Consider the following 21,938-nt stretch of genomic DNA (forward strand, 5'->3'; position numbering starts at 1 on the left):
TGAAACAACTTGCACGCGCGCGGCGCTCCGACAGAACTTCAAAACAAAAGCCTTTATAGTTATGTTGTATTAACTTTTCGTGGTTCATACAACTGTCTAAAACGCCTGCTTGGGTATAATATGTATATTTATCAGTATGTTAAACTGTTCAATCTTTTAGGTCCTGACAGCACAGACCGCGAACGCATGCAAAACTGCCCCCGATCCGTGGACAATGCCTGTATGGGCGGCGATTGTTCGACGAAACATGGCCCCGATTCGGCGAGTGGCTCCGCCTAACGGTCGCCACAGAAAATTCGCGCAATCCCCTAAACTTCCTGTAATCAAAGCTCGGCAAGCTTCCGCTTCCCTTCATCAAGGCTTCGAATCACGTGACCCGAAACCCGAGCACTCTTGATATCTACACCCGCTTCTTCGGCTTGTCGGAGCGCCCTTTCTCGTTGGTCCCCAATGCGCGCTTTGTCTATTGGTCGGTGCATCACGGGCGGGCCTGGTCGATACTCGAATACGGAATCGTCACACGCGCTCCGATCACATTGGTCACCGGCGAAGTGGGCGCTGGCAAATCGACCCTCGTGGCTCATTTCCTGAGCAACGTCCCGCCGGATCTGCGGGTGGGGCTGGTCGCCAATGCCCAGAGCGACCGGGGCGAACTCTTGCACTGGGTGCTCCTGGCACTCGACCTCGCTCCAACCGCGGAGGAGGGCTATGTTCAGCTCTTCGGACGCCTGCAGGAATTTCTGATCCAGGAATATGCCGCCGGACGCCGTGTGGTCCTGATCTTTGACGAGGCGCAAAATCTCAGCCGGGATTCACTGGAAGAACTCCGCATGCTGACCAACATCAACTCGGGCACCGATGAGCTTTTGCAGCTGGTTCTGCTGGGGCAGCCGGAAATGCGCACCACGATCCGCCATCCTTCCCTGAAGCAGTTCGCGCAGCGTATTTCCGCCAGCGCGCACCTGCCGACCATGGATGCAGAGATGGTGGAAAGCTATATCGATCACCGCCTGAAAGTCGCGGGCGCGGATTCGAAGATATTCACGAGCGACGCGGCAGAGCTTGTCTATACAGCGACCGGGGGGATTCCCCGATTGATCAATCAACTGGCAGACCAGGCGATGGTCTATGCCTTTACCAGTGAGATCCGGCAGGTGGACCGGGCCCTTGTCCAGAAGGTTCTGGATGAAGGCATGTTCCATGGCGTCCGGACACTCGGCGAAACCGAGTTGAGCAGTACGGTGCTACCCCTTCAGCACCCCACAAAGAACTGACGAGAAGAGCAATGGATCTGGGGTTCTATTTCAAGCTGTTCCTGAGACGGCTACATTATTTTCTGGTATTTCTGGTCCTCGGCACAGCGGGCGGGCTGACGGCGGCAAAGATGCTGCCAGCGGTCTACTCGTCGCAATCGGTCCTCGTTGTGGAAAGCGAACAGATTCCCGGCGAACTCGCTGCCTCCACGGTACGGACCGAGGCAACCGAGGCGCTGCAGATCATCCGGCAGCGCATCCTGACCCGGGCCGGTCTCCTGGAGCTTGCCAACGACTTCCAGATCTATGGCCCTCCCGGCAGTGCGGAACGGCGCAGCATGACCCCCGACCAGGTGGTGACCGACCTGCGCCGGCGCATCAACATCCGGACGACGGGCGGGACCAGCCGTCGCGGGGCAAGGGAAGCAACCCTTGTGACTGTCGCCTTCAACGCGCCGGATCCTCAGCTGTCTGCTGACGTGGTGAACGAGATCGTCACCCAGATTCTCCAACGAAATGTCGAACTGCGCCGGGGCGTTGCCGGTCAGACACTGGAGTTTTTCTCGGCCGAGGTGGAGCGCCTGGACCGCGAATTGTCCCGCCAGGAGGGCATCCTTCTCGCCTTCAAGGAAGAACATCTCGAGGCCCTGCCGGACAGCCTTGAATTCCGTCGCGGCCAGCAACTCGCCCTGCAGACAAGGTTGCAACAGCTGACCCGTGAAGAAAGTGTGCTGCGGGATCGCCGCGATCGTCTGGTGACGCTTTACGAGACCTCTGGTGAATTTGTCGGGGGTCAGGATCAACCCATGACCCCGAACGAAGCGGAACTCCTGGCGCTTCGAAAGCAATTGTCTCTTGCACGTTCGGTCTTGTCTCAAGAGCACCCACGGTTGCGCATGCTGGAGGCACGCGCCGAAGCCATGGCCGACATCGTTGCCGAAGAGCAGGGTGCCACATTGGGCACGGAAGACGGCGAAGACCCGCAGCTGACGGCACTGGAGATCCAGTTGGCCGATATCGACGGGCAGCTGGAATTCATGGGCAATGAAAGGGAGCAGATCAACACGCAGCTTTCCAATCTGCAGGCCACGATTTCTGCCACGCCCGGCAATACCGTGAGACTCGAAGCCATGGAGCGCGATTACGCCGCCCTGCGCACCCAATATGACGAGGCGGTTCGGAATCGGGCAACCGCCGAGACCGGGGACGTCATCGAGAACCTGTCCAAGGGCCAACGCATCACCGTGATCGAAGCGGCCGTGGCACCGTCGGAACCAACCAGCCCGAACCGGCCCCTGATCGCCATTGCCGGCGTGGCGGGTGGCGCAGCGCTCGGCCTGGCATTCGTGGTCTTGCTGGAGCTGATGAACTCCTCGATCCGGCGACCGGTCGATCTGCAGAACAAGCTCGGCATCACCCCCTTTGGCACCCTGCCCCTGATACGAACACCTGGTCAGATCCGCCGACGCCGCGCGATCATCCTCCTGACCTTGCTGACCGTGGCCGTCGCGGTTCCCGCAGGCCTGTGGTACGTTCAGACCGAAGTGATGCCCCTCGATCTCATTTTTCAACGGATTCTGGACAAGGTCGGAATTGCCGGCCTGACCGGTAGCCTGTCCTCCAACCTGACAACATAGACCGGTAGACAAGCACATGGAGCGTATTCAAATCGCCATCGCCAAGGCCCGGGCAGAACGGGCGGCGCAGGAAAGTTCCGAGGCCTCCGCGGCCATGCCACCGGAGCCCTCCCCTGACTATAGGCCTGTCGAACCACAGACGCCGGCCCCCGAGACATCCCTCAGCACGCCCTCGATCGAGCGCGACAGCACAGCGGTTGCCCCTCAGGACACCGGTCTTCAGCGCACATCGGCGGAACAGGCCTGGCGCGACCTGCCAACCCTGCGCATCGACTCCAAGAAGGCCCGGCGCAACCTGATCGTGGCGCTCGACAATGGCCCCGAGGCGCTTGGCTTCGACGGAATCCGCACCCGCCTTCTGCAACATCTGAAAGCGAAAAACGCCAAACGGGTGGCCATCGTCTCGCCCGGCCCGGATTGCGGCAAGACAACCGTGGCGTTGAATCTTGCGCTGAGCCTCGGTCGGCAACCCGACCAGCGCAGCATCCTCGCCGATGTCGACCTGCGCCGCCCGCATATGGCGAAAGCCCTCGGGGTCCGGACCACCCACAATTTCGCCGATGTCCTGTCGGGGGTGACCCCCTTCGCCGACAGCGCGCTGCGCCATGGTCCGAACCTGGCGCTGGCCATGACCCATGGGCCGTCGCGCAACCCCGCCGAGCTTCTGCAAAGCCGCCGCGCTGCGCTGGCGCTGGACGAGATCCAGGCAGCCTATGACCCCACGGTCATGCTGTTCGACCTGCCGCCGCTGCTGGTGAATGACGATTCCATGGCCTTTCTCGGCCAAGTGGACTGCGCTTTGATCATCGCCGCGGCGGAGAAGACCACGATCAAGGAGATCGATCGCTGCGAGCGGGATGTGGCCAGCCAGACCTCGGTCCTCGGCGTGGTCCTGAACCGGTGCCGCTACATGGAAAAGGCGGATCAGTACCGGGGATATTACAGCAGCTGACCGGCGAGGATCAGGAACGCTGGAAAAGAAAAAGGGCCGCTCTCAGAGCGGCCCTTCATGCAATCTGTCAGTATGCCGATCAGGCAGACTTGCGACGCTTCTGCGCCACACGCGCTCCGCCCATGCCGGCAAGGCCAAGGCCCATCAGAAGGACACCCGCAGGCAGCGGAACCGTGGAAACCGCGAATTCAAACGCAGGATAATCCGTGCCAGTCGGGCTTGCCGAGTAGAAGGTCATCGAGTCGATCGAGCCCCAGAAATTGACAAGTGCCACCTGCTCGGGACCGGCATCGAGCGGATCTCCAAGCGCTGTGAGAATGTCCGTGCCGGTCACGGTCGCCTCATCCGCGGCGCCTTCGTTGAACACGATCCAGTTGTAGATATCGATCGAACCCCAGAGGAGCTTGATTCCGGTCAGCGCGGTGTCAAACATGACCGTCTGCGGCGACGGCTCAGAGCTACCGCCAACGGAGAAATACGACGCTGAGACCAGCTCCGACTCTGCAGTGTTCACCCAAGGCGACTTGAACTCGCCGGGAACGGCACCCGGCGGAGGCGTGATCGACGTGATCGACCCTGTGGTCGGCACGCCCCAATCGGTGCCGTACACCGCTTCGGAGGCGAACACATCTGCCGTGTTACCAGCGCCCTGAACGGACGAATCGAGAATGCCATAGCTCACGGCTGCGTTCGCAGAAAGTGCGCCCGCAAACAGGCCGGCGACCGCCAAAGATCCAATTGTGAATTTTCTAAGTTCCATAAGATACCCTCTCAAATAACCCTACCACCAAGGAATCGATCATTCCTTTGGTTACCGAATAGTTAACACGAGACCATCTTCGGGTTCCACAAAATTTCTTCATTTTTGCCCCATTTCACGATGAAATAAGGCGCTCTCCCACCCTTCCACGGCACAAAACCGCATATTTTCCACACATTGTGACGGAAGCGCGAACAATTCTTCATCACCCGCGCCTTGCCTTCGACACAAACCCCTCGCCCGGTTCGACTCAAGACAGTCAGGAAAGGGAGTGGACGGCTCTCTGCGGCTGACCAGAATTCGCTCCGCAGATTACCCGGCCGCAGCTCCGGATAGAACGCGGAGCAGAGGCCCGGCACAGGAGCGCATTCGGTCACGTCACGAGAGGATAAGAACTGTCCACATGTGTATGCGGCGATCTTTCGGGTCAGGTGCAGCTCAAGGAAGGGGGAAAGCAGGATTGCGGCCGAGCCGACCGGAAACTCCGTCGCATACCGCAACGCGCAATGCGTGTGCATTGTCCGGGCGGCCCACGGCGAATGCGCGCAGCATGCCAACCGAGAGCAACACCACAGCGTTGATCCAGAAGGCCAGGAGCGTGACGCCACTCACGCGGGCCCGATCAAGATAAATGGCGTTGCGCACCGAGTAGTACAGCCGGAAATCCGGCGGCATGGTCGCCAGACGTTCGAATTGTGACTTGCTGGCCTGCTCCGATTTGCCTGTCGCGTTCCACGAAGTTTCGAGGTCGTCGACCTTGGCGCCTGCGACGAGATAGAGCCCCGTGGCACGCGCCAAGCGTTCGGAATACTCGTAATCATCCGCATAGAGGACAAAATCTTCGCGCGGGGGCGCGACTTGGGCGAGCAAGCTATCAGGCACGAACAGCCCTCCATACGGGACCCGGGTTATGGGAACCTCGGGCCCCACGCCCCCCGGTCGAGCCACGCGCATCAGGCCCAACTTCGACAAAAGCCGCGAAAATTTCCGAAAGATATCGACGTGGAATGCCTGCCCGCGAGATGGCCCGGGGGCATGTCCGGTGCGGGCAGCCTCGATCAGATATCCGCGATCGAGCCGGACAGAGGCCAAAGCGGCGCCGGGCCGACGCGCGTTCGCATCAAGCAGCGCGGAGAGCGCGCCGGGCAGGGGCTGGTTGTCGTCATCCAGCAACCAGACGGCACCGGTTGCGGTATCCTCGCGAGCCGCGGTCAGTAGCCTGGCATAACCGAGCGCCGAACCCGTGTTGATATCATGGGGAAAAAGGCGAAGATCCACGCCCTGTTTCGAGAGGTCCCGAGACAGGGTTTCGATCTGATCATAGACGTCTTTACGCAATCCGTTCGCGAAGACGAAGATATGTCGGACCCCCTGGTCGGTTACGGCTTCGATCATCCGCGACAGGAGATCGACACGCTCACCATAGGTAAGAGTCAGAACCGTGGTCTCCGCAGCGCTGACCGCGCGCGCGTCTTCGGAACCGGCCTGTTCGCTGCTCGGTCTTGTGATGGTGGCACCATTCATCAATGATCACGTCCCTGAAAAAGAAGTCTCGCCTCAATAGGCCTCGATCATAATATCTCCTCGGGTTCGAGAACAGGCCACCTGGAAAGGCGCGTGAGAAAAGATCCGTCGGGGCGGCAACACAATCGGACCTCCCGTGAAGGACGCCGTTTTCTGGTTTTTAAGAACCATGGAACCTGGAGCCTTGAGTTCAGGCAAACGAGCTTTACAAGCGTTCCGAAAGCCGGAAACATCGCTGCTTACACCGAGCGCCTCCCGGACAACGTCACGATCGACGCCGACAAGGACACCATCCGCCTCATGTCTTCTTCCCAGCGGCCGCACGGAACGTCCGATCCCCGTGACGCCTTTTTCGATGTTTCCGGGTTGCGTGATCTTGGGCGTCTGACCGGACGATCGGCCTCGATCGTCCTGGCCTTCTCAGCATTGCGGTTGATCTTGACCCTGGCGACCACAGCGCTCCTGGCACGGCTGGTATCGCCGGCGGAACAAGGCATGGTCGCGTTGGCAATGCCGATCATCCTGATGGCCACGGGGCTTTCGGAATTCGGCTTGGCCCAAGCCGTGGTACAGCAGCAGACAATCAGCCACCGGGTGGTCTCGGCGCTGTTCTGGGTCAATCTTGGCCTCGGGCTTGCCTTGTCGGGAGCGGCCGCTCTTCTGGGACCGGCGGCGGCGAATTTCTATGGCGAGCCTCGGGTGACGATCATCCTGTTTACCCTGGCTCCCTATATTCTCCTGTCGGTTCTGTGCGTTCACTACGTGGCTATCCTGCGGCGACGGATGCAGGTGCGAACGGCCGAGCTCTGCAATGTTTCGGGCATGATCGTCTCCTCGGTCGCCTCGATTGCAGCGGCCCTTCTGGGGGCCGGTTACTGGGCGCTGGTGGTCCAGCTCCTGGTTGGACAGGGGGTAAGCCTGGTTCTGTTGTTCCTCTCCGTGCGGTGGCTGCCCTCCGCCCCCTGGAACTCGGCGCTGCGCGAAGCCCGCGGTGCGATCGCCTTCGGCGGGTTCCTGTCGGCGGACAGGTTGCTCAACGAGCTTGTCAACAACTTGCAGATGGTGGTCATCGGGCGCAGCTTCGGCAGCATGGAGGCCGGCCTGTTCTACCGAAGTCAGGCCTTTGCGCAGATGCCGCAAAAGCGGATCGTGTCGCCATTATCCGGGGCGTTCATCCCGTCGCTCAGCCGCCTGCAGAACGATCCCGCAGGTTTCCGCGCGATGTATGCCCGCCAATTGAGCCGCGGCAACCTTGTCATGATGCCGGTGGGATTGCTGATGATCCTGGCTCCCGATGCCCTGGTGTATGTGCTGCTTGGGCCGGACTGGAGTGCCGCGGCGCCGATCCTGGGATGGCTCGGGCTGCTTCCAATCACCGCTCTCTTCACCAATTGCAGCACTTGGGCGCTCGTGGCCAGTGGCCAACCCCGGGTTCTGTTCCTGACCCGGCTCGCCAGTGTGGTCCTGCTGCTGATCGTTCTGGTGATCGCTTCAAATTACAGCCTCGTTACCTTCGTGGCGGCGTATACGACCGCGCAGGTCCTGCTGTGCAGGCCGCTCTTTGCGCTGGTCGCCACCCGGGTTACCCCGCTTGATGGCGCGACAATCCTGCGCGTCATCGCTCCGGACCTGGCCTTCATCCTCGCCACGGCAGGGGCCGGTGTCGCGATGCGTATGGCGCTGTCGTTCAATTCCCTGATCGAAGGCGTGCTGACTGGCCTGCTCATATTGGCGGCGCTGTCTCTACGGATTCTCCGGTCTCCAACCTACCGCATGGATGTGGCCAAGGTGTTCCGCCTGCGCTGAACCGGTGCTCATGTCCGCCGCTCTGGAGCGTATTCATACCGATGGATCAGCGACCGAGCATGCAGTAGCATCCCCCCGGACCACCCAATGGGGTCAGCCCGCTGACATGCCCCCTCATGAGATAAGACACCATGATCGAGACATCCGGAACATTTCCAGATAACTCCCTTCAGGAAGACACCGGCGGGGCACCGGAAGCTGCCATCATCATCCCTCATTACAACGACCACGTACGGCTGGAGCGCTGCCTCTCGTCCCTGAGCCGGAACGACCTGTCTGGCACCGAAGTTGTCGTGGTCGATAACGGCTCGGACCCCGACCCGGCAGAGCTCGTTGACCGCTTTCCCTTTGCCCGCCTCCTGCGCGAGGATTGTCGCGGTGCAGCGGCGGCTCGCAACCGCGGAGTGGCCGGGACGACGGCGCCCATCCTGATGTTCCTCGATGCCGATTGCGTGCCGGCCCCCGACTGGGTTGTCACCGGAAAGCGGCTCGCCCAGCCCGATACGATCATCGGTGGACGGGTCGATGTCTTTACCGAAAGCGCGGACCCGATGTCCGGCGCCGAGGCCTTCGAAACGGTCTTTGCGTTCAATCAGAAGGAATATGTCGAGCGGAAGCGGTTTTCCGTCACCGCCAACCTCGTTGCCAGCCGCGCTCTGTTTGACCGAACCGGGGACTTCATCGTTGGCCTGTCCGAAGATTTCGACTGGTGTCACCGGGCCCTCGCGACAGGCGCCGACATCGTCTATGCCGACGATCTGGCCGTCGCGCACCCGGCACGGACGGATTGGGTCACGCTCAAGAAGAAGTGGCGGCGTCTGACCGAGGAGGGGTTTGCATTGAATGCCCCCGGTGCACGGCCCCGTCTGGCCTGGGCAGCCAAGGGGCTCGCCATGGTGCCAAGCATTGTGGTGCACTCCCCGAAGGTGCTGCGCTCCGAAGCCCTCGCGACAGGCAGGGACCGTCGCGCTGCTCTCCTCACGCTTACGCACCTTCGCCTCCAACGCGCAGCCTGGATGTTCCAGCAGGCGCTTCGGGGCCAACTTTGACACAGGAAACGGATATGGACCCCATTTTCCGTCAGATCGGGTCTCGCCCGAAAAAGGGAAACGCGACGTGAACGACCTTCCCCTGCCCGCCCACAAGCAGCGCCTCTCGAAACCCGCCCGCGCGCTGCGGCTTCTCCTGTCCGTCCTGGACCCCAGAGCCTATCTGCACGCCTTCCGGCTGATCAACTATTACAACTACACCCATGTCATCCCACGGCGGAAACTGACGCTGGGAGAGAAAGCGCGGATCAGCCCGACTTCCGCCTTCTCCTATCCTGAACGCATCGTCGCCGGTGCCCGGCTCGGGCTTGGGGCAAGAACCACGCTCTGGGCCGGTCCGGCCCGGGGGCGGATCGTGATCGGCGACGATGTGCTCCTCGGTCCCGATATCCTGATTACCGCCGCCAGCTATCGCTTCGACGACGGCGGTCCGGTCACCGCACAGGCTATGGACGAGGCCGATGTGACGATCGGGAACGACGTCTGGCTCGGTGCACGGGTCGTCGTCCTGCCGGGCGCCCGGATCGGCGACGGTGCCATTATCGGCGCGGGCTCGGTGGTGCGAGGAGAGATCCCGCCCTACAGCGTGGCCGTGGGCATACCGGCACGGGTCGTCAGCAGCCGGCGGCGGCCCGACAGCCTCGGCGAGCCAGATTGACGGGAACAGCGTCGCATCCCGCTGATCCATTCCTGCCACTGCAACCGGACCCCGAGAGGCGTCGGGGCGCCTGAAATAGCGGGGTCACCGCCCCCCTTTGGCGGGTTCGGGAACGGAAACACGGGGCTCCGGCACATCCCCGCCGCGCGGGATCCGGCCCTTCTTCAGGGTATCGAGCGCCGGCTTCTCGACAAAATGCCACGACAGGACCGACAGGAGCAATGTCGGTGGCGCCGAGTAAAGAACGTTCTCGAAGGCAGTCTGAGGCCCGAAAGCCCAGACCGCCCATCCCTGGAGCGGGAAGGCATAGACGTAGATACCGTAGGAATAATCTCCGAACCGGTTGTAGGCCCGGATAAAGCCACCGGGAATATATCCCAGCCAGAAGGTCGCATAGCCGATGGCAAGACAGAATGCCGGGAAATAGAACAGCGTGTCCCGCATCGCCCAGGCCAGAAGCGCCGTCACCGCCACGCCCCAGAGCGACAGGGGCAAGCGATCCTGCCATGCATGGAACACCATGCCGAGCGCGAATGGCACGCTGAGCCTGAAGAAATCATCGATCAGCGGGTGCATCTGCGGCTCGAACCAGGAGATGGCGGGCCAGAGAAAGACGAAATAGGCCAGGCTGGTGATCCGATAGGCCCAACGCCAGCGCAGAAGCCCCAGAACCCCGACAATGAAAACACCGATATAGCAGCCGACCTCGTGCCGAAGCGTCCAGATAGAGCCAACGATATCCTCAAGCGGCTGCCCCTCGAAAACGCCGGGAAGCGAATAGACAAGAGGCACAAGCAGCATGTCCCGCAGAACGAACAGGTAGACCTCTGGATTGGTGAAATAGCTTGTCAGGGGCAGGGTGGTGACGAGGGGGCCGAGGAGGAAGGCGACGAAGAGAAGGTTCACGAACAATCCCGGGAAGATCCGCAAGGCACGGGCCCACAGGAAACGCTTGCGGCTGCTCGAACGTTCGAAGCTGACCGGGATCAGAAAGCCCGAGATCACGAAGAACATCATCACCGCCAGCGTTCCAAGCGACATGCCGGTCAGGTTCTTCAAGGGCTCCGGAAGAGCAGGATCGACAGCGATCGGGACGGAATGCGAGACCAGAACCGCCGCCGCTGCCAGCATACGGATCAGGTTCAGGTTATTGTCACGTCCCCGCGCCGTGTCACAAAGCAGTACCATTCTGTCTCCAACCGCCCCCGCGATCTGTGGCGCCAGGAAGCTGTGCGCTGAAATGGCGTCTCCGCTGCATAGCAACTGATCCTGGATATCGGAAGGGACGCAATCCTGCGCCACGAATTCCGACAAACAGATAGACATTGATGAGACAGGTAAGCTTTAAGGAGATCAGAATTGGAGCACGGCGAAGGCCGCCGGGGCATTTTGATTGCAAACAGGCATAAGCCGGCCGTCTACCATGACTTTGAGCGACTCCCCAACCATGGCCCCTGGAACACACCATGCCGAGGAATCCCGGCCTGCGCCGTGGATCATGCCGCTGTATTTCTGCGTGACGCTGATGCCCATCGCGCTCACCGTGGCGGGGCTGCGGCTATCGCCGCTGCGGGTCATGCTCCTCGTTCTGTTCGTGCCTTATCTTTTCCAGATATTCCGTGGCGCGATCGGCCGGACGACTGCGGTGGACGTCCTCATGATGCTTCACGCGCTCTGGATCGTTGTCGCGCTGTTCGTGGTGCATGGCCCGGAGAAACTGCCATTTGCCGGCATAACCATGGTCGAGCTCGTCGGCGGCTATTTCATGGGCCGGGCTCTCGTTCGCAACAGCAACGACTATCGCCGGATGATTCGGCTGTTGCTGTATTCGATGATCTTTCTGTTCCCATTCGCCCTCATCGAGCTTTTCACCGGACGCCTGGTCATCCCGTCCATTGTCGGTGTCGCCTTCGAAACCATTCATCGTGGATCAAGCGCTTACGGCCGGATGGGGCTTGAGCGGGTCTATGCCGTCTTCGAACATCCCATCCTGTATGGCATGTTCTGCTCTCTCGCCATCGCGAACCTGTTCTACATGGCGCGCGGAGCCAGCTTCTGGCGCTACAGCGGAATGATCTTTGCCATCGGCATGACCTTCATGTCGCTCAGTTCCGCACCGCTCCTGGCCTGTGGTCTTCAAATACTGATGATCCTCTGGGACAAGATCACCAAGGGCGCCTGGAAGTTTTTCATCATCCTGGGCACAATCAGCTATGTGGTCGTGGACCTGCTCTCCAACCGCACACCGCTCACGATCCTGATCGAAACCCTCACCTTCAATTCAGGGACAGGCTGGACCCGGATCGCGATTTTCGAGTTCGGGATCCAGAACGCCTATGCCCATCCAATCTTCGGCCTCGGTTTCAACGATTGGGAACGACCGTTCTGGCTGACAGCCTCGGTCGACAATTTCTGGCTCCTGACAACGATGCGCTACGGGTTCGTCGGCGCCGGGTTCCTCGTCGCCGCCTTCTTGTGGCACTTCACCTGCCTTTTGCGGGCCAAGATCAACGACGACACGACACGACGGATTAGGACCGGCTACACGCTGACCCTCGCCGCGACCTGTCTCACCATGGCCACCGTGCATGTCTGGGGCGCCGTCGGCGTGTTCGTGATGTTCTATCTGGGGGCTGGTGCCTGGCTCTATACGACACCCGGCTCCGGCGACACCGCCGACACCCCCGACCAGGAAACGCCCAACACGGGACCGTCCGCCGCCGGACGCTACTCCCGATTTGAATCAGACGATCATTCCGCGCCGCACTCCCGGTTCGCACCGGACGATCGGTCTTCTCTCCAAGCCAGCCAAAGGGACACAGGTCGATGAGCGATCCCTCCGCCACCTTCCCGCATGTTACCGTGGTCGTCCCCTGCTACAACCGGGCCTCCACGGCGCGCCAGGCCATCGACAGCGTTCTGGCGCAGGACTATCCCGCGTTCGACGTGATCGCCGTCGACGACCAGTCGACCGATGACACGCTGTCCGTATTGCGCAGAATCGACGATCCCCGGTTCGCGGTGATGGAAAACACCGAACCCAAAGGGGTCAGCGGCGCCCGCAATGCCGGCTCAAAGGCCGCCAAGGGGTCGTGGATTGCCTATCAGGACAGTGACGACCTCTGGAGGCCCGGCAAACTGTCCCGGCAAATGGCGCGACTTGCCGGATCGTCCTTCGTGGCGGGTTTCTGTTCCATGGAGATCCTGGACGAGGCAACTGGCCAGACGACCGGCCGCATCCCGCGGGACGGGTTGTATCAGCCAGGAACACCGCTGCTGCACACGCTGCTGTTCGAGAACCTGATCTCGACACAGACGCTGATCATACGTGGTGATGTCTTTCGGGAGATTGGCGGCTTCGACTGCTCGCTCCCGGCGCTCGTGGATTGGGACCTCGTGCTCCGGGCCGCACAGGCCGGCCCCATCGATTTTCTGGATGAAGAACTTGTCGAGCAGCGGATGTCGGACAATTCCATCACACGCTCGAGCCGGAACCGGCTGATTGCGCAGGAAGCGATACTGGCCAAGCATCATGCCCTTCTGGCAAGCCACCCCAAGGCGCTCGCGCACCATCATCACCGTATCGCCGGGGCGCACCGTCAGGTCTCCGACTATGGGCGTGCACTTGGTCATGCCTGGCGTGCATGCGCCGCAGCGCCCATGAACTGGAAATATTGGCCAGCGGCCTTGTACTCCACGGCCCGGGCGCCGTTTCAGCGGGGCCGTTGATGGGATGACACCGCGCTCCCGCATTTCCGTTCCGAGACCAACGGGCGGGGACAGGTGTGCACAGGAACAGGAACCAACGCTTGCCTGCCCTGTTCCGGGCGTCTAGATCGGCTGGCAAGCTTCTCGGGAGGCATGCGTATAATGGCACGAAGCCTGAACAAACTGAAATGGCTGCGCCGTCGCGTGATCGCAGCAAAACGAGCCTATCTGACCCGTATCTGGGGAATGGACATTCACCCAACCGTGGAAATGTCCCTGTCGGCCACCTTCGACAAGACGCACCCGGCCGGGGTGCATGTCGGCGCCCATAGCTACATCGCCTTCGATGCACGAATCCTGACACATGACATGACCCGCAACACGCGCCGCCACACGCGGATCGGCGAGAACTGTTTCATCGGGGGACGGTCCCTGATCCTTCCCGGCGTAGAGATCGGTGACAGCTGCATTGTCGGCGCGGGATCGGTCGTCACCAAGTCGGTTCCAAGCGGCTCGATCGTGGCTGGCAACCCGGCCCGTGTGCTGCGCAGCGGCCTGCAGCTCCTGACCTATGGCCGCATCCCCCCCGAAGACCGCAAACCCGAACCGGCGGCCTCCGATCCCGTCCACATGGCGGAGCCTGTCGCGTAGGCATGGGGATGATCCACTATTCCCTTGTTGCCATCCCGGTCTTGCTTGTCGCCGGGGGGCTTTGGTGGGCGCATCCCAAGGGCGCCGACATCCCGTTTCCCGAGATGCCCCGGCCAACGCCCGTGTTGCCCGCAGGGGAGGGACCGATCACCCTCGCGGTTCTCGGAACAAGCCTCACCGCCAATACCGCCTGGCCGGAAGAGGTTACCGCCGGGCTTGAGGCCTGCGCCGACCGCCCCGTCCGGCTCCGCCGGTTCGCCGCCGGCGGTCAGACCTCCGCCTGGGGGCTCGACCAGGTCGCGGCTGTCATCGACGCCGCCCCGAATATCGTGCTTGTCGAGTTCACCATCAACGACGCCGATATCCGTCGCCAGATCGGCCTCTCGGAAAGTGCCCGAAATCATCGCGAGATCGTGGAACGCTTGCAGTCAGCGCTGCCAGGGGCTGCCGTGGTGCTTCTGCGGTTGAACCGGGCACATGGGCTGCGCGCCCTGTCCCGGCCACGGCTCTCCGCCTATGAAAACGCGCTCGTGCCCCTGGCAGAGACAACCGGCACGGGGCTTGTCGATCTTCGCTCCGCCTGGGCGACAGCCCTGAAGACCGACATGGTGCCGAATGCCCTTCCTGACGGTCTCCACCCAACCGACGCGGCGGTTCAGGCCATTGTGACACCGAAGCTTGCCACGGAACTCTGCATCCTTGTTCAGAGTGACGATGTTTAACCTCCGGGCACATTGGACCCGTCAACAGCCAGACCCGAAAATTCGTGGATGAGACGAGCTGCTGCCAACGGCGAGCGCCCCTCCCCCGTCAGACTGCCAGCCATGCTCCTGGACAATGCGCAGACACAGGAAATACAGGTCCGTTTTCAAATTTCCCGGAGTGTGTGCCCCCTTCAGATTGCCACCACTTCCGGGGGAATGCCTGTCCACCTCTCAAAAACGTCAGGAAAACGGACTGTTTCTGCCCAAAGACTCCATCGATTTTGCCTGAGTTTACGATTACTGTGACCAGAGTTTTAAGGACGTTCGGATTGTCAAAATGAGTAATACCCTCTCCCCCGGCCGCCAGGGCCACATTTCTATACCCGGAGAAACCAGCTCCGTCGCCGGGCTGATCTGGCTGGCAATCCTCGTGGCGGCCTCGGTTCCGATATTCTGGATCGCCTTCATCTCTCTCGGGCAAGCCTGGATCACACCGGAATACAGCCACGGACCGCTGATCCCGGCGATTTCGCTCTATCTTTTCCTGCGCGAATTGCGCCGCGGACCGCAAACGCCTCCGGCAGACCCGGTGATCCGCTGGCCCGGCGTGCTGGTGATCCTTGCCGGGCTTGCCATCGCGATCTTCGGCAATGTCGTGCGCATTCCCGATATCGTCGCCTATGCCTTCATCCTCTGGGTTGGCGGGGTGATGTTGACGCTCATGGGCTGGCATCGCGGCCGGCACCACTGGGCCCCCGTGCTGCACCTGGTCTTCATGCTGCCCCTGCCCCAGTTCCTTTACTGGCAATTGACCATCTTCCTGCAATCGATCTCGTCCCAGCTCGGGACCTGGTTCATCGACATGATGAACATTCCGGTCCGGCTGGAAGGCAATGTCATCGACCTCGGACTCTACAAGCTGCAGGTGGCCGAGGCCTGCTCGGGGCTGCGCTATCTCTTCCCGATCCTGTCCTTCTCCTATCTCTTCGCGATCCTCTATCGCGGGCCGATGTGGCACAAGGCGGTGCTGCTTCTGGCCGCCGCCCCCCTGACCGTCCTGATGAATTCCGTCCGCATCGGGATCATCGGAATTCTCGTGCATTACCGCGGCATCGAACATGCCGAGGGCTTCCTGCATCTCTTCGAAGGCTGGGTGATCTTTGGCGCCTGTATCGCGATCCTCTTCATCATGGCCTGGGCGCTCCAGCGCCTGCGCCCCACCCCCCTGCCCTTCTTCGAGACCATCGATCTCGACACCGCCGGATTCTCTGTTCAGTTTTCCCGGATCAAACGCACCCTGCCCAGCCGTGGCCTGATGACGGGGGCGCTGCTCAGCTGCGCCATCTGCCTGGGCTTTGTCCTGGCCCCGGAAAGAACCCAGGTCACAGTCGATCGCGACAGCTTCATCCTGTTCCCGCGCAATCTCGGCAGCTGGTCTGGCAACCCCCGCCAGCTCGATCCCGAAATCGAAGCCGTGCTGGCCGCCGATGACTATATCGACATCACCTACGTCGCCGCCGGCGAGACCACTCCGGTCAACTTCTTCACCGCCTGGTACGCCAAGCAGACCGAAGGCCAGGGCCTGCACTCGCCGGAGGTCTGCCTTCCCTCGGATGGCTGGGAGATATTCACGCTCGAGCCCTACACCCTTTCGATGCCCGAGACGGTCTATGGCACGTTCGAGGTGAACCGCGCGGTGATCCAGAAAGGGCTGGCCCAGCAACTGGTCTACTACTGGTTCGAACAGCGCGGTCGACGGATGACCAACGACTTCGCCGCCAAGATGACGGTTCTGCAGGACAGCCTGACCAGGGGCCGCGCCGACGGCGCGCTGGTGCGTTTCGTCACCCCGATCCACAAGGAAGAGACCCCGGCAGATGCCGATGCGCGCCTGCAGCGCATCATGGGTGAAGTGATGCCTCGCCTGCCAAGGTTTGTACCGGAGTAGGTTTTCAGGATGTCCCGACGCACACGACAGGTGGTCGTCACTATCGGCCTGAGCCTTGCCCTTCTGATCGCATTTCTCGCTGGGGTGGTTTGGAGCGTGACCTCTCCATCACCGGCGGAACACTACCAGGACTTCAAGTACAAGCTCCGCACCTCGCTGAACCTGCCCAAGAGCTGGTATTCGATCCCTCAACCGCATTCCGGCACAGACTATACAATGGTCGGTTGTCCTGATCCGGCAGACAGCATCGTCCTGGCGACAGGCGGCCAGTCAAACGCTGCCAACACCAATTCATCACGTTCTCAAACGGTCGCCGGGCAAGAAGCCTACATGTGGTTCATGGGGCAGTGCTACATCGCGACAGACCCGGTCCTGGGAGCTGGCGGCTCTGGCGGAAGCCTTTGGCCTGTTCTTGCATCCGAACTTGCGTCGGAAAGCGGCAAGCCGGTTCTCCTGATAAATGGCGCGATTGGCGGGACGCAGGTATCCGACTGGCTGGACGAGAGGTCCGGCTACCTTGAAGCCTTTGAGCAGCAGATCAAGGGCGCTATCGAAGCAGGGTTTCATCCCGATTTCTTTCTCTGGCACCAGGGCGAGACCGATGCCGCCGTCATCAGCGACAAAGCTATTCTGGCAGACGAGTTCCACGCACTTCTGAGCAACCTTCTGGACCTCTCGGACACCAGCAGGGCCTATTTGTTTCAGGCATCCAGATGCATAGGGGATCGCCGCATAAACGGGGTTCCCAGTGTGCTGGAGGCACAGGCGACCGCAGCTGAAGCAGACCCACGCATTATTCTGGGAATGAACACGGATATTCTGGGCAGAAATTTCCGGTGGGACGAGTGCCATTTCAATGCTCTCGCAAGACCTGAAATCGTCTCACAGGTTCTTGCTGACATTCGACCCTATCTCGAATGAGAAGGTGCGCCTTCACCTCCCAAATCGGCGAAGGCGCACCTCACTCCGCGCCATGTTGCACCGCCGAAACCTCCGGATTGCCGACCGGCGCAGCCTTCCAACCGTTCTTCTCGAAAATCCGGTCATAGGCCGCCAGCAGGTTGGCCGTGGAGTGCTCCCACGAGAGCGCCTCCAGAACCCTCTTGCGACCACGCTTGCCCATCTCCTCGCGCAGGGCGGGATCCTCGATCAGCACCGCCAGCCTGGCGGCGAAATCTTCCGGTGAATTGGCTTCGGCATAGAGCGCGGCATCGCCGGCCGAAGCGCGCCCTTCGCGCAGATCGAACTGCACCGCCGGCATCTCCAGCGTCATGTATTCCATGATCTTGTTCATGGTGCAGATGTTGTTCATGTCGTTCTTCGGATCCGGCGACACACCGATATCGCAGCTGTTCAGCACCGCCAGGAGATCCTCGTTATAGAGCGCCCCGTGGAAGGTGAACCATTCGTTCAGCCCACGGCTGGCGACATCGGCCTTCACATCCTCCAGCGAAGGACCGAAGCCGACGATCTCGAAATGTACCTTTTCATGACCCAGCTGGTGGATCAGGTGGTCGGCCGAGGCCACAAGAAGGTCCATGCCCTCCTGCTGACCGATCACGCCAACATAGCCCATGCGCGTGATCCCGTCCGACGATCCGGTGTGGTCACTGGGGCGGAAATTCTCCACGCGCGGAGCAGAGCGTACGACGAAGACATCCTCGGGCTTCATGCCTCCCCGGGTCAGCGCAATCTCGCGGAAGCTCTCATTCGTCGCCATGGAGACGGAGGCGCTGGCGAAGTTCAGCCGCTCAAGAAGATGCATCACCCGCCACAGGAGACCTTTCTTGCCGAACTTGGCCTCGTAGAGTTCGGGGCAGACATCATGGTGATCGAAGAGATAACGCACCCCGGAGAAGCGCCAGAGCAGGGCCACCAGGAAGAGCAGATCCGGGGGATTGCAGCCCTGGATCACATCGAACCCCTGTTCCCGGCGCACCTTTCGCGAAAGACGGCTCATGTTCCAGAGCGCCGTCGCCCACTCCCGGGCAAAGGCAAACGCACCGGAATGGGCTTCCGGCGGCGGCGGATAGCGATAGATGTGAACGCCCTCGATCTCTTCATAGGCGGCATCCCAACCCCGGCCCATCGGACAGATCACCGAGACGGTATAGCCCGCCGCCTGCAGGCTGGTCGCTTCCAGCCAGACCCGGCGATCCAGAGGGACAGGAAGGTTTTCGACAAGGATCAGGATACGCCGCTGTGCAGTTCTATTCACTTATCAACCCTTCTCAAATCTCAACGGTCCCATGCCCAGAAGGCACGGGACGAACAAAATCTCTTTGGCCTCTATTCCAGAGTCTGTGGCAGCCAGGGGGCAAGACGTTTCGCGTCTGCAACAAACAAGAACAAAACTGGTTCGGCTCGTCAATAAGACACCCCACATACAGCGTGACGACAGGATTTCCAGCGATCTTTAGACAAAAAAACGGGCTTTTCTATGTCTCCCCTGCCGTTCCGCCTGGTGTCGGGAAAGCACGGCCGGAAGGCCGCTTTTGCTCCAATCGCCCTTCATCGCGAAGCGTTTCGCACGCGAAACATTCGCCCTGCCCTAGCTGTCCTGACGGGCTTTCACCCAGGCGGTCAGGGCCGCGCGAAACTCCCGCGTCACACCCGGCCCCGTGAGCGTGATGCGCCCGGGCTTTCCGATCAGGTGGATCTCCTCGTCTTCCCCGGACTTCGGGGCGGGTGGCGAGCGTTGCTCCGGCGAGGCCTCCCCTGCCCTTTTCGCCAGAACAGACCGGATCAGAGACTGCTCCGCCTCCGCCGTATCCGATTGCGCGCTGGCCAGTGCCGAGGAGAGACGCGATGCAAGCGCCTCCTCTTCCTCCAGTGACTTCGACAGTTCCAGCCCCAACCGCTCCGGCAGGGCGGTGGGAAAGCGCAAGCTGTCGTCGAGCGCCGTGACGATGGCCGCGAAGCTTCCGATCTTGGAGCGTTTCGCCCGACTGGCAGTAGCGTAAAGCCCACGTAAGGCGGAGCGGAGATCCGGGAAAGCCCCGCGCGCAACCGCCTGGACCGCGATGCGCGCACGTTCGTAATGGCTCAGCCCCTGGCGGATCTCGTTTTCCTCGACCATGGAGACATAGGCTTCCGCCGCGGTCTCGGGCTGGCGCAGCACCGCCAGCACCGTGGCAAACCTCTCTTCTCCAGTTTGCGCGTTGAGTGTCCGCAGGGCTGTCAGCCGGCGCCAACCGGAAATCAGGCCGAAGCGCCCATCACCCAGGGCCACCACCTCGATCGGGACCTGCTGCCCGCGGGTCGAGAGACTTTCCATCAGGGCGGCCATATCCTCATCCGCTTCGGAACCGCCCGCCGCCAGTCGTCCCTTTGCCGTGTTCCCGGCACGCGCCGCATAGCGATCCCGCTCCAGATGATCGTCGATCACCGCCTCCAGGGGCAGGGGCTGGGCCAACCGCCCCTCGGCACGGGCCGCCTCCAGCGCACCGGCCACCTCGGCAAGAGCAGCGCCGGCGGCAGCATCCCCGGCAGCCGCGGCAATGGGCGCGCGCGTCCGTGCAGCCCCGGCATCCGTTCCCGCTTCCTCGGGAAGATGGGCAACGACGGGAGTCAGACGTCGACGACGGGCCATGACGGATCCTCCTGCAATGTGGCCGGGTGGTCTCTGACGGATAGGCGTTTCGCAGCGAAACATAATCGTCTGGGGCGCTCGTTGACAAGGCGGGTCATGCCCCCGCCTCCTCTTCGGCGGCAGCGAGGTCCCGGCGCCAGGACCCGATCAGCAGGCGCTTGAAATCCGCATAGGTGGCGTCAAAGGTCTCGCGCCCGCGCACATAGGTCTCGCGGTTGAAATCACGGTAATCGGCCTCGTAGATGCCGGCCACCTGTTCGCCGGCCTGCCCCACCAGCGCGGTATAATCCTGCCGATGCGGCGCGAGGCTGCTGCCCAGGTAGGCCTGCATCAGGGCCGCCATCTCGGCTTGCTGGGCGCCGTCATAGCGGGTGACCACGGCCTGGACCGCATCCCATTCAAAAGCCATCTCGGGGCGACCGAGGGCGCGGGCGGCAAGGTTCTCGCTCTCCTCGATCGAAGAGAAGGTCGCATGGAGCATGTCGAAGAAACGCCCCGTCGAGTCGAATTCCAGAAACGAGGCCCCGAGCGTCACCAGCAGGATATCCGCTGCCGACAGCCCGTTGATCGTCAGGTAGCCAAGCGCGGGCGGCGTATCGATGAGGATCACGTCATAGGCATCGCGCGCGCCGTCCGCCTCCAGGATTTCGGTCAGTGCCTCCCACATCTTCCAGGTGCCCGACTTCATCCGCCAGACCGGAATCTGGAACTCGGCCCAGTAAAGGTTCAGCTGCGCCCCGATCAGGTCGATATTGGGCCAGTGGGTCGGACGGATCACGTCCTGGGTGGAAACCTTCAGCGCTTCGGCCAGCGTTTCATCCAGCGGCAGGGGCGCCTCGCCACGGTCCAGCCGGGTCTGGTTCTGGCTCTGCAGATGGCGGCCGTAATGGCGCGCGAGCAGGGGGAAGACCGTATCCCATTCATCGGCGATTTCGCCGCCGAAGATCGAGGTCAGCGAGCCCTGGCTGTCGAGATCGATCACCAGCACCTTGTAGCCGTCGAGCGCGGCCGACATCGCCAGGTGAGCTGCCGTCGATGTCTTGCCGACCCCGCCCTTGAAATTCGCCACGCCGACAATCTTGGCGGGCAACCCCTCGGGCCGGTACGGCAGGTAGCCCTTGGCCTTGGACCCTTCGGCGGCGAAGAGTCCGCGCAAGGTCTGGATCTCGTCGAGGGTGAACCAGCGCGCGCCACCCGGCGTTTCGCTTTCCCCCTGGGGCCAGTCCGGGTTCGCACGGAGAACACGACGAAAATGGGCCTGGGCCACGGGGATCAGGTATTTCGTGATCTCCCAGGTGGAGAACCGGCGCAGGGTCTTTTGTCCTTTCGCGTCCAACCCGCGGCTGCGCAGATCATCGCGGCCGGCGCCGCAATCCCTGGCGAGCCTGGCGAAATCGGCTGTCCCGATAGGCCCTTGCAAACTGGCCAGCGCATCATCTGGATCGAGCCGCTGATAAGGGGGGGTGCTTTCGGGGGTCTTGGTACCTGCTTTGACCGAGGGTCTGGACTGTGTCATCGCCTGTCTGTCCGGTGTTCCTGCGAAGCGCATCTGCTGCATAGGGCGTGTGTCAGATGGATGCGATTCGGGTTGAGACTGCTCTTGTCGGCGACATCATGTGCCGCTTTTTCTCAAACATAACCATAAAGGTGATACATGCAATGAAAATGCGCACATAAAAATTTTCTTTCTATTTCA

Annotated in this window: 18 protein-coding genes; 12 read left to right on the forward strand and 6 right to left on the reverse strand. The window is 61.6% G+C overall.

Features of this window, described 5'->3' with window-relative positions; translation table 11 throughout:
- Positions 1–473: 473 nt before the first annotated feature.
- The 3 genes from R3X27_RS22825 to R3X27_RS22835 are packed head-to-tail and all read left to right on the forward strand — an operon-like array spanning position 474 to position 3,842.
- A complete protein-coding gene (locus R3X27_RS22825) occupies positions 474–1,274 on the forward strand; it encodes an ExeA family protein (RefSeq protein ID WP_317711249.1) in 801 nt (266 codons plus the stop codon).
- Positions 1,275–1,285: 11 nt separating this feature from the next.
- A complete protein-coding gene (locus R3X27_RS22830; protein ID WP_317711218.1) occupies positions 1,286–2,890 on the forward strand; it encodes a lipopolysaccharide biosynthesis protein in 1,605 nt (534 codons plus the stop codon).
- 16 nt (positions 2,891–2,906) lie between these two features.
- A complete protein-coding gene (locus R3X27_RS22835) occupies positions 2,907–3,842 on the forward strand; it encodes a CpsD/CapB family tyrosine-protein kinase (RefSeq protein WP_317711219.1) in 936 nt (311 codons plus the stop codon).
- A 79-nt stretch (positions 3,843–3,921) separates the two neighbouring features.
- On the opposite strand, the gene R3X27_RS22840 is transcribed toward R3X27_RS22835, so the two are convergent.
- On the reverse strand, positions 3,922–4,572 hold the full coding sequence (locus tag R3X27_RS22840; protein ID WP_317711220.1) for a VPLPA-CTERM sorting domain-containing protein: 651 nt from the start codon (positions 4,570–4,572) through the stop codon (positions 3,922–3,924).
- A 468-nt stretch (positions 4,573–5,040) separates the two neighbouring features.
- Positions 5,041–6,126: a glycosyltransferase gene (locus R3X27_RS22845; RefSeq protein ID WP_317711221.1), complete on the reverse strand. Its 1,086-nt coding sequence runs from the start codon at positions 6,124–6,126 to the stop codon at positions 5,041–5,043.
- A gap of 300 nt (positions 6,127–6,426) precedes the next feature.
- Between R3X27_RS22845 and R3X27_RS22850 the strand changes: the two genes are divergently transcribed.
- From R3X27_RS22850 to R3X27_RS22860, 3 genes are all read left to right on the forward strand, one after another.
- Positions 6,427–7,932, forward strand: coding sequence for an oligosaccharide flippase family protein (locus R3X27_RS22850; RefSeq protein WP_317711222.1), 1,506 nt, complete (start codon positions 6,427–6,429; stop codon positions 7,930–7,932).
- A gap of 131 nt (positions 7,933–8,063) precedes the next feature.
- The gene (locus R3X27_RS22855) at positions 8,064–8,981 is read left to right on the forward strand and encodes a glycosyltransferase family 2 protein (protein ID WP_317711223.1); all 918 of its coding nucleotides are present in this window, start codon (positions 8,064–8,066) and stop codon (positions 8,979–8,981) included.
- A gap of 67 nt (positions 8,982–9,048) precedes the next feature.
- On the forward strand, positions 9,049–9,639 hold the full coding sequence (locus R3X27_RS22860) for an acyltransferase (protein WP_317711224.1): 591 nt from the start codon (positions 9,049–9,051) through the stop codon (positions 9,637–9,639).
- An 84-nt stretch (positions 9,640–9,723) separates the two neighbouring features.
- On the opposite strand, the gene R3X27_RS22865 is transcribed toward R3X27_RS22860, so the two are convergent.
- Positions 9,724–10,827 (reverse strand): acyltransferase, encoded by a 1,104-nt coding sequence (locus tag R3X27_RS22865; RefSeq protein ID WP_317711225.1) that lies wholly within the window; start codon positions 10,825–10,827, stop codon positions 9,724–9,726.
- A gap of 259 nt (positions 10,828–11,086) precedes the next feature.
- On the opposite strand from R3X27_RS22865, the gene R3X27_RS22870 reads away from it, so the two are divergent.
- The 6 genes from R3X27_RS22870 to R3X27_RS22895 all read left to right on the forward strand — a co-directional run bounded on the left by R3X27_RS22870 (position 11,087) and on the right by R3X27_RS22895 (position 17,571).
- Entirely contained in the window at positions 11,087–12,469 is a 1,383-nt protein-coding gene (locus R3X27_RS22870) for an O-antigen ligase family protein (protein WP_317711226.1), read from the forward strand.
- On the forward strand, positions 12,466–13,368 hold the full coding sequence (locus R3X27_RS22875; RefSeq protein WP_317711227.1) for a glycosyltransferase family 2 protein: 903 nt from the start codon (positions 12,466–12,468) through the stop codon (positions 13,366–13,368). The genes R3X27_RS22870 and R3X27_RS22875 overlap by 4 nt, the downstream gene beginning before the upstream one ends.
- Positions 13,369–13,509: 141 nt before the next feature.
- Positions 13,510–13,998 (forward strand): acyltransferase, encoded by a 489-nt coding sequence (locus R3X27_RS22880; protein ID WP_317711228.1) that lies wholly within the window; start codon positions 13,510–13,512, stop codon positions 13,996–13,998.
- Positions 13,999–14,006: 8 nt separating this feature from the next.
- On the forward strand, positions 14,007–14,720 hold the full coding sequence (locus R3X27_RS22885) for an SGNH/GDSL hydrolase family protein (RefSeq protein ID WP_317711229.1): 714 nt from the start codon (positions 14,007–14,009) through the stop codon (positions 14,718–14,720).
- A 319-nt stretch (positions 14,721–15,039) separates the two neighbouring features.
- Positions 15,040–16,650, forward strand: coding sequence for a VPLPA-CTERM-specific exosortase XrtD (gene xrtD, locus R3X27_RS22890; RefSeq protein ID WP_317711230.1), 1,611 nt, complete (start codon positions 15,040–15,042; stop codon positions 16,648–16,650).
- A gap of 9 nt (positions 16,651–16,659) precedes the next feature.
- A complete protein-coding gene (locus R3X27_RS22895) occupies positions 16,660–17,571 on the forward strand; it encodes a sialate O-acetylesterase (protein WP_317711231.1) in 912 nt (303 codons plus the stop codon).
- A gap of 40 nt (positions 17,572–17,611) precedes the next feature.
- On the opposite strand, the gene R3X27_RS22900 is transcribed toward R3X27_RS22895, so the two are convergent.
- From R3X27_RS22900 to R3X27_RS22910, 3 genes are all read right to left on the reverse strand, one after another.
- Positions 17,612–18,868, reverse strand: a complete 1,257-nt coding sequence (locus R3X27_RS22900; RefSeq protein ID WP_317711232.1) for a glycosyltransferase family 4 protein — start codon at positions 18,866–18,868, stop codon at positions 17,612–17,614.
- 333 nt (positions 18,869–19,201) lie between these two features.
- On the reverse strand, positions 19,202–20,242 hold the full coding sequence (locus R3X27_RS22905) for a ParB/RepB/Spo0J family partition protein (protein WP_317711233.1): 1,041 nt from the start codon (positions 20,240–20,242) through the stop codon (positions 19,202–19,204).
- A 94-nt stretch (positions 20,243–20,336) separates the two neighbouring features.
- Complete coding sequence (locus R3X27_RS22910) at positions 20,337–21,758, reverse strand: AAA family ATPase (RefSeq protein ID WP_317711234.1); 1,422 nt, start codon at positions 21,756–21,758, stop codon at positions 20,337–20,339.
- Between the last annotated feature and the right edge of the window lie 180 nt (positions 21,759–21,938).

Source organism: Tropicimonas sp. TH_r6 (assembly GCF_033101155.1).
Lineage (GTDB): Bacteria > Pseudomonadota > Alphaproteobacteria > Rhodobacterales > Rhodobacteraceae > Tropicimonas.

Excerpts from the sequence above, each read along its gene's own strand:
- R3X27_RS22830 (WP_317711218.1), top strand. The coding sequence starts at position 1,286 with ATGGATCTGGGGTTCTATTTCAAGCTGTTCCTGAGACGGCTACATTAT.
- R3X27_RS22885 (WP_317711229.1), top strand. The coding sequence starts at position 14,007 with ATGATCCACTATTCCCTTGTTGCCATCCCGGTCTTGCTTGTCGCCGGG.
- R3X27_RS22880 (WP_317711228.1), top strand. The coding sequence starts at position 13,510 with ATGGCACGAAGCCTGAACAAACTGAAATGGCTGCGCCGTCGCGTGATC.
- R3X27_RS22895 (WP_317711231.1), top strand. The coding sequence starts at position 16,660 with ATGTCCCGACGCACACGACAGGTGGTCGTCACTATCGGCCTGAGCCTT.
- R3X27_RS22875 (WP_317711227.1), top strand. The coding sequence starts at position 12,466 with ATGAGCGATCCCTCCGCCACCTTCCCGCATGTTACCGTGGTCGTCCCC.
- R3X27_RS22865 (WP_317711225.1), bottom strand. The coding sequence starts at position 10,827 with ATGGTACTGCTTTGTGACACGGCGCGGGGACGTGACAATAACCTGAAC.
- R3X27_RS22850 (WP_317711222.1), top strand. The coding sequence starts at position 6,427 with ATGTCTTCTTCCCAGCGGCCGCACGGAACGTCCGATCCCCGTGACGCC.
- R3X27_RS22845 (WP_317711221.1), bottom strand. The coding sequence starts at position 6,126 with ATGAATGGTGCCACCATCACAAGACCGAGCAGCGAACAGGCCGGTTCC.
- R3X27_RS22835 (WP_317711219.1), top strand. The coding sequence starts at position 2,907 with ATGGAGCGTATTCAAATCGCCATCGCCAAGGCCCGGGCAGAACGGGCG.
- R3X27_RS22910 (WP_317711234.1), bottom strand. The coding sequence starts at position 21,758 with ATGACACAGTCCAGACCCTCGGTCAAAGCAGGTACCAAGACCCCCGAA.
- R3X27_RS22905 (WP_317711233.1), bottom strand. The coding sequence starts at position 20,242 with ATGGCCCGTCGTCGACGTCTGACTCCCGTCGTTGCCCATCTTCCCGAG.
- xrtD (WP_317711230.1), top strand. The coding sequence starts at position 15,040 with ATGAGTAATACCCTCTCCCCCGGCCGCCAGGGCCACATTTCTATACCC.
- R3X27_RS22870 (WP_317711226.1), top strand. The coding sequence starts at position 11,087 with ATGGCCCCTGGAACACACCATGCCGAGGAATCCCGGCCTGCGCCGTGG.
- R3X27_RS22855 (WP_317711223.1), top strand. The coding sequence starts at position 8,064 with ATGATCGAGACATCCGGAACATTTCCAGATAACTCCCTTCAGGAAGAC.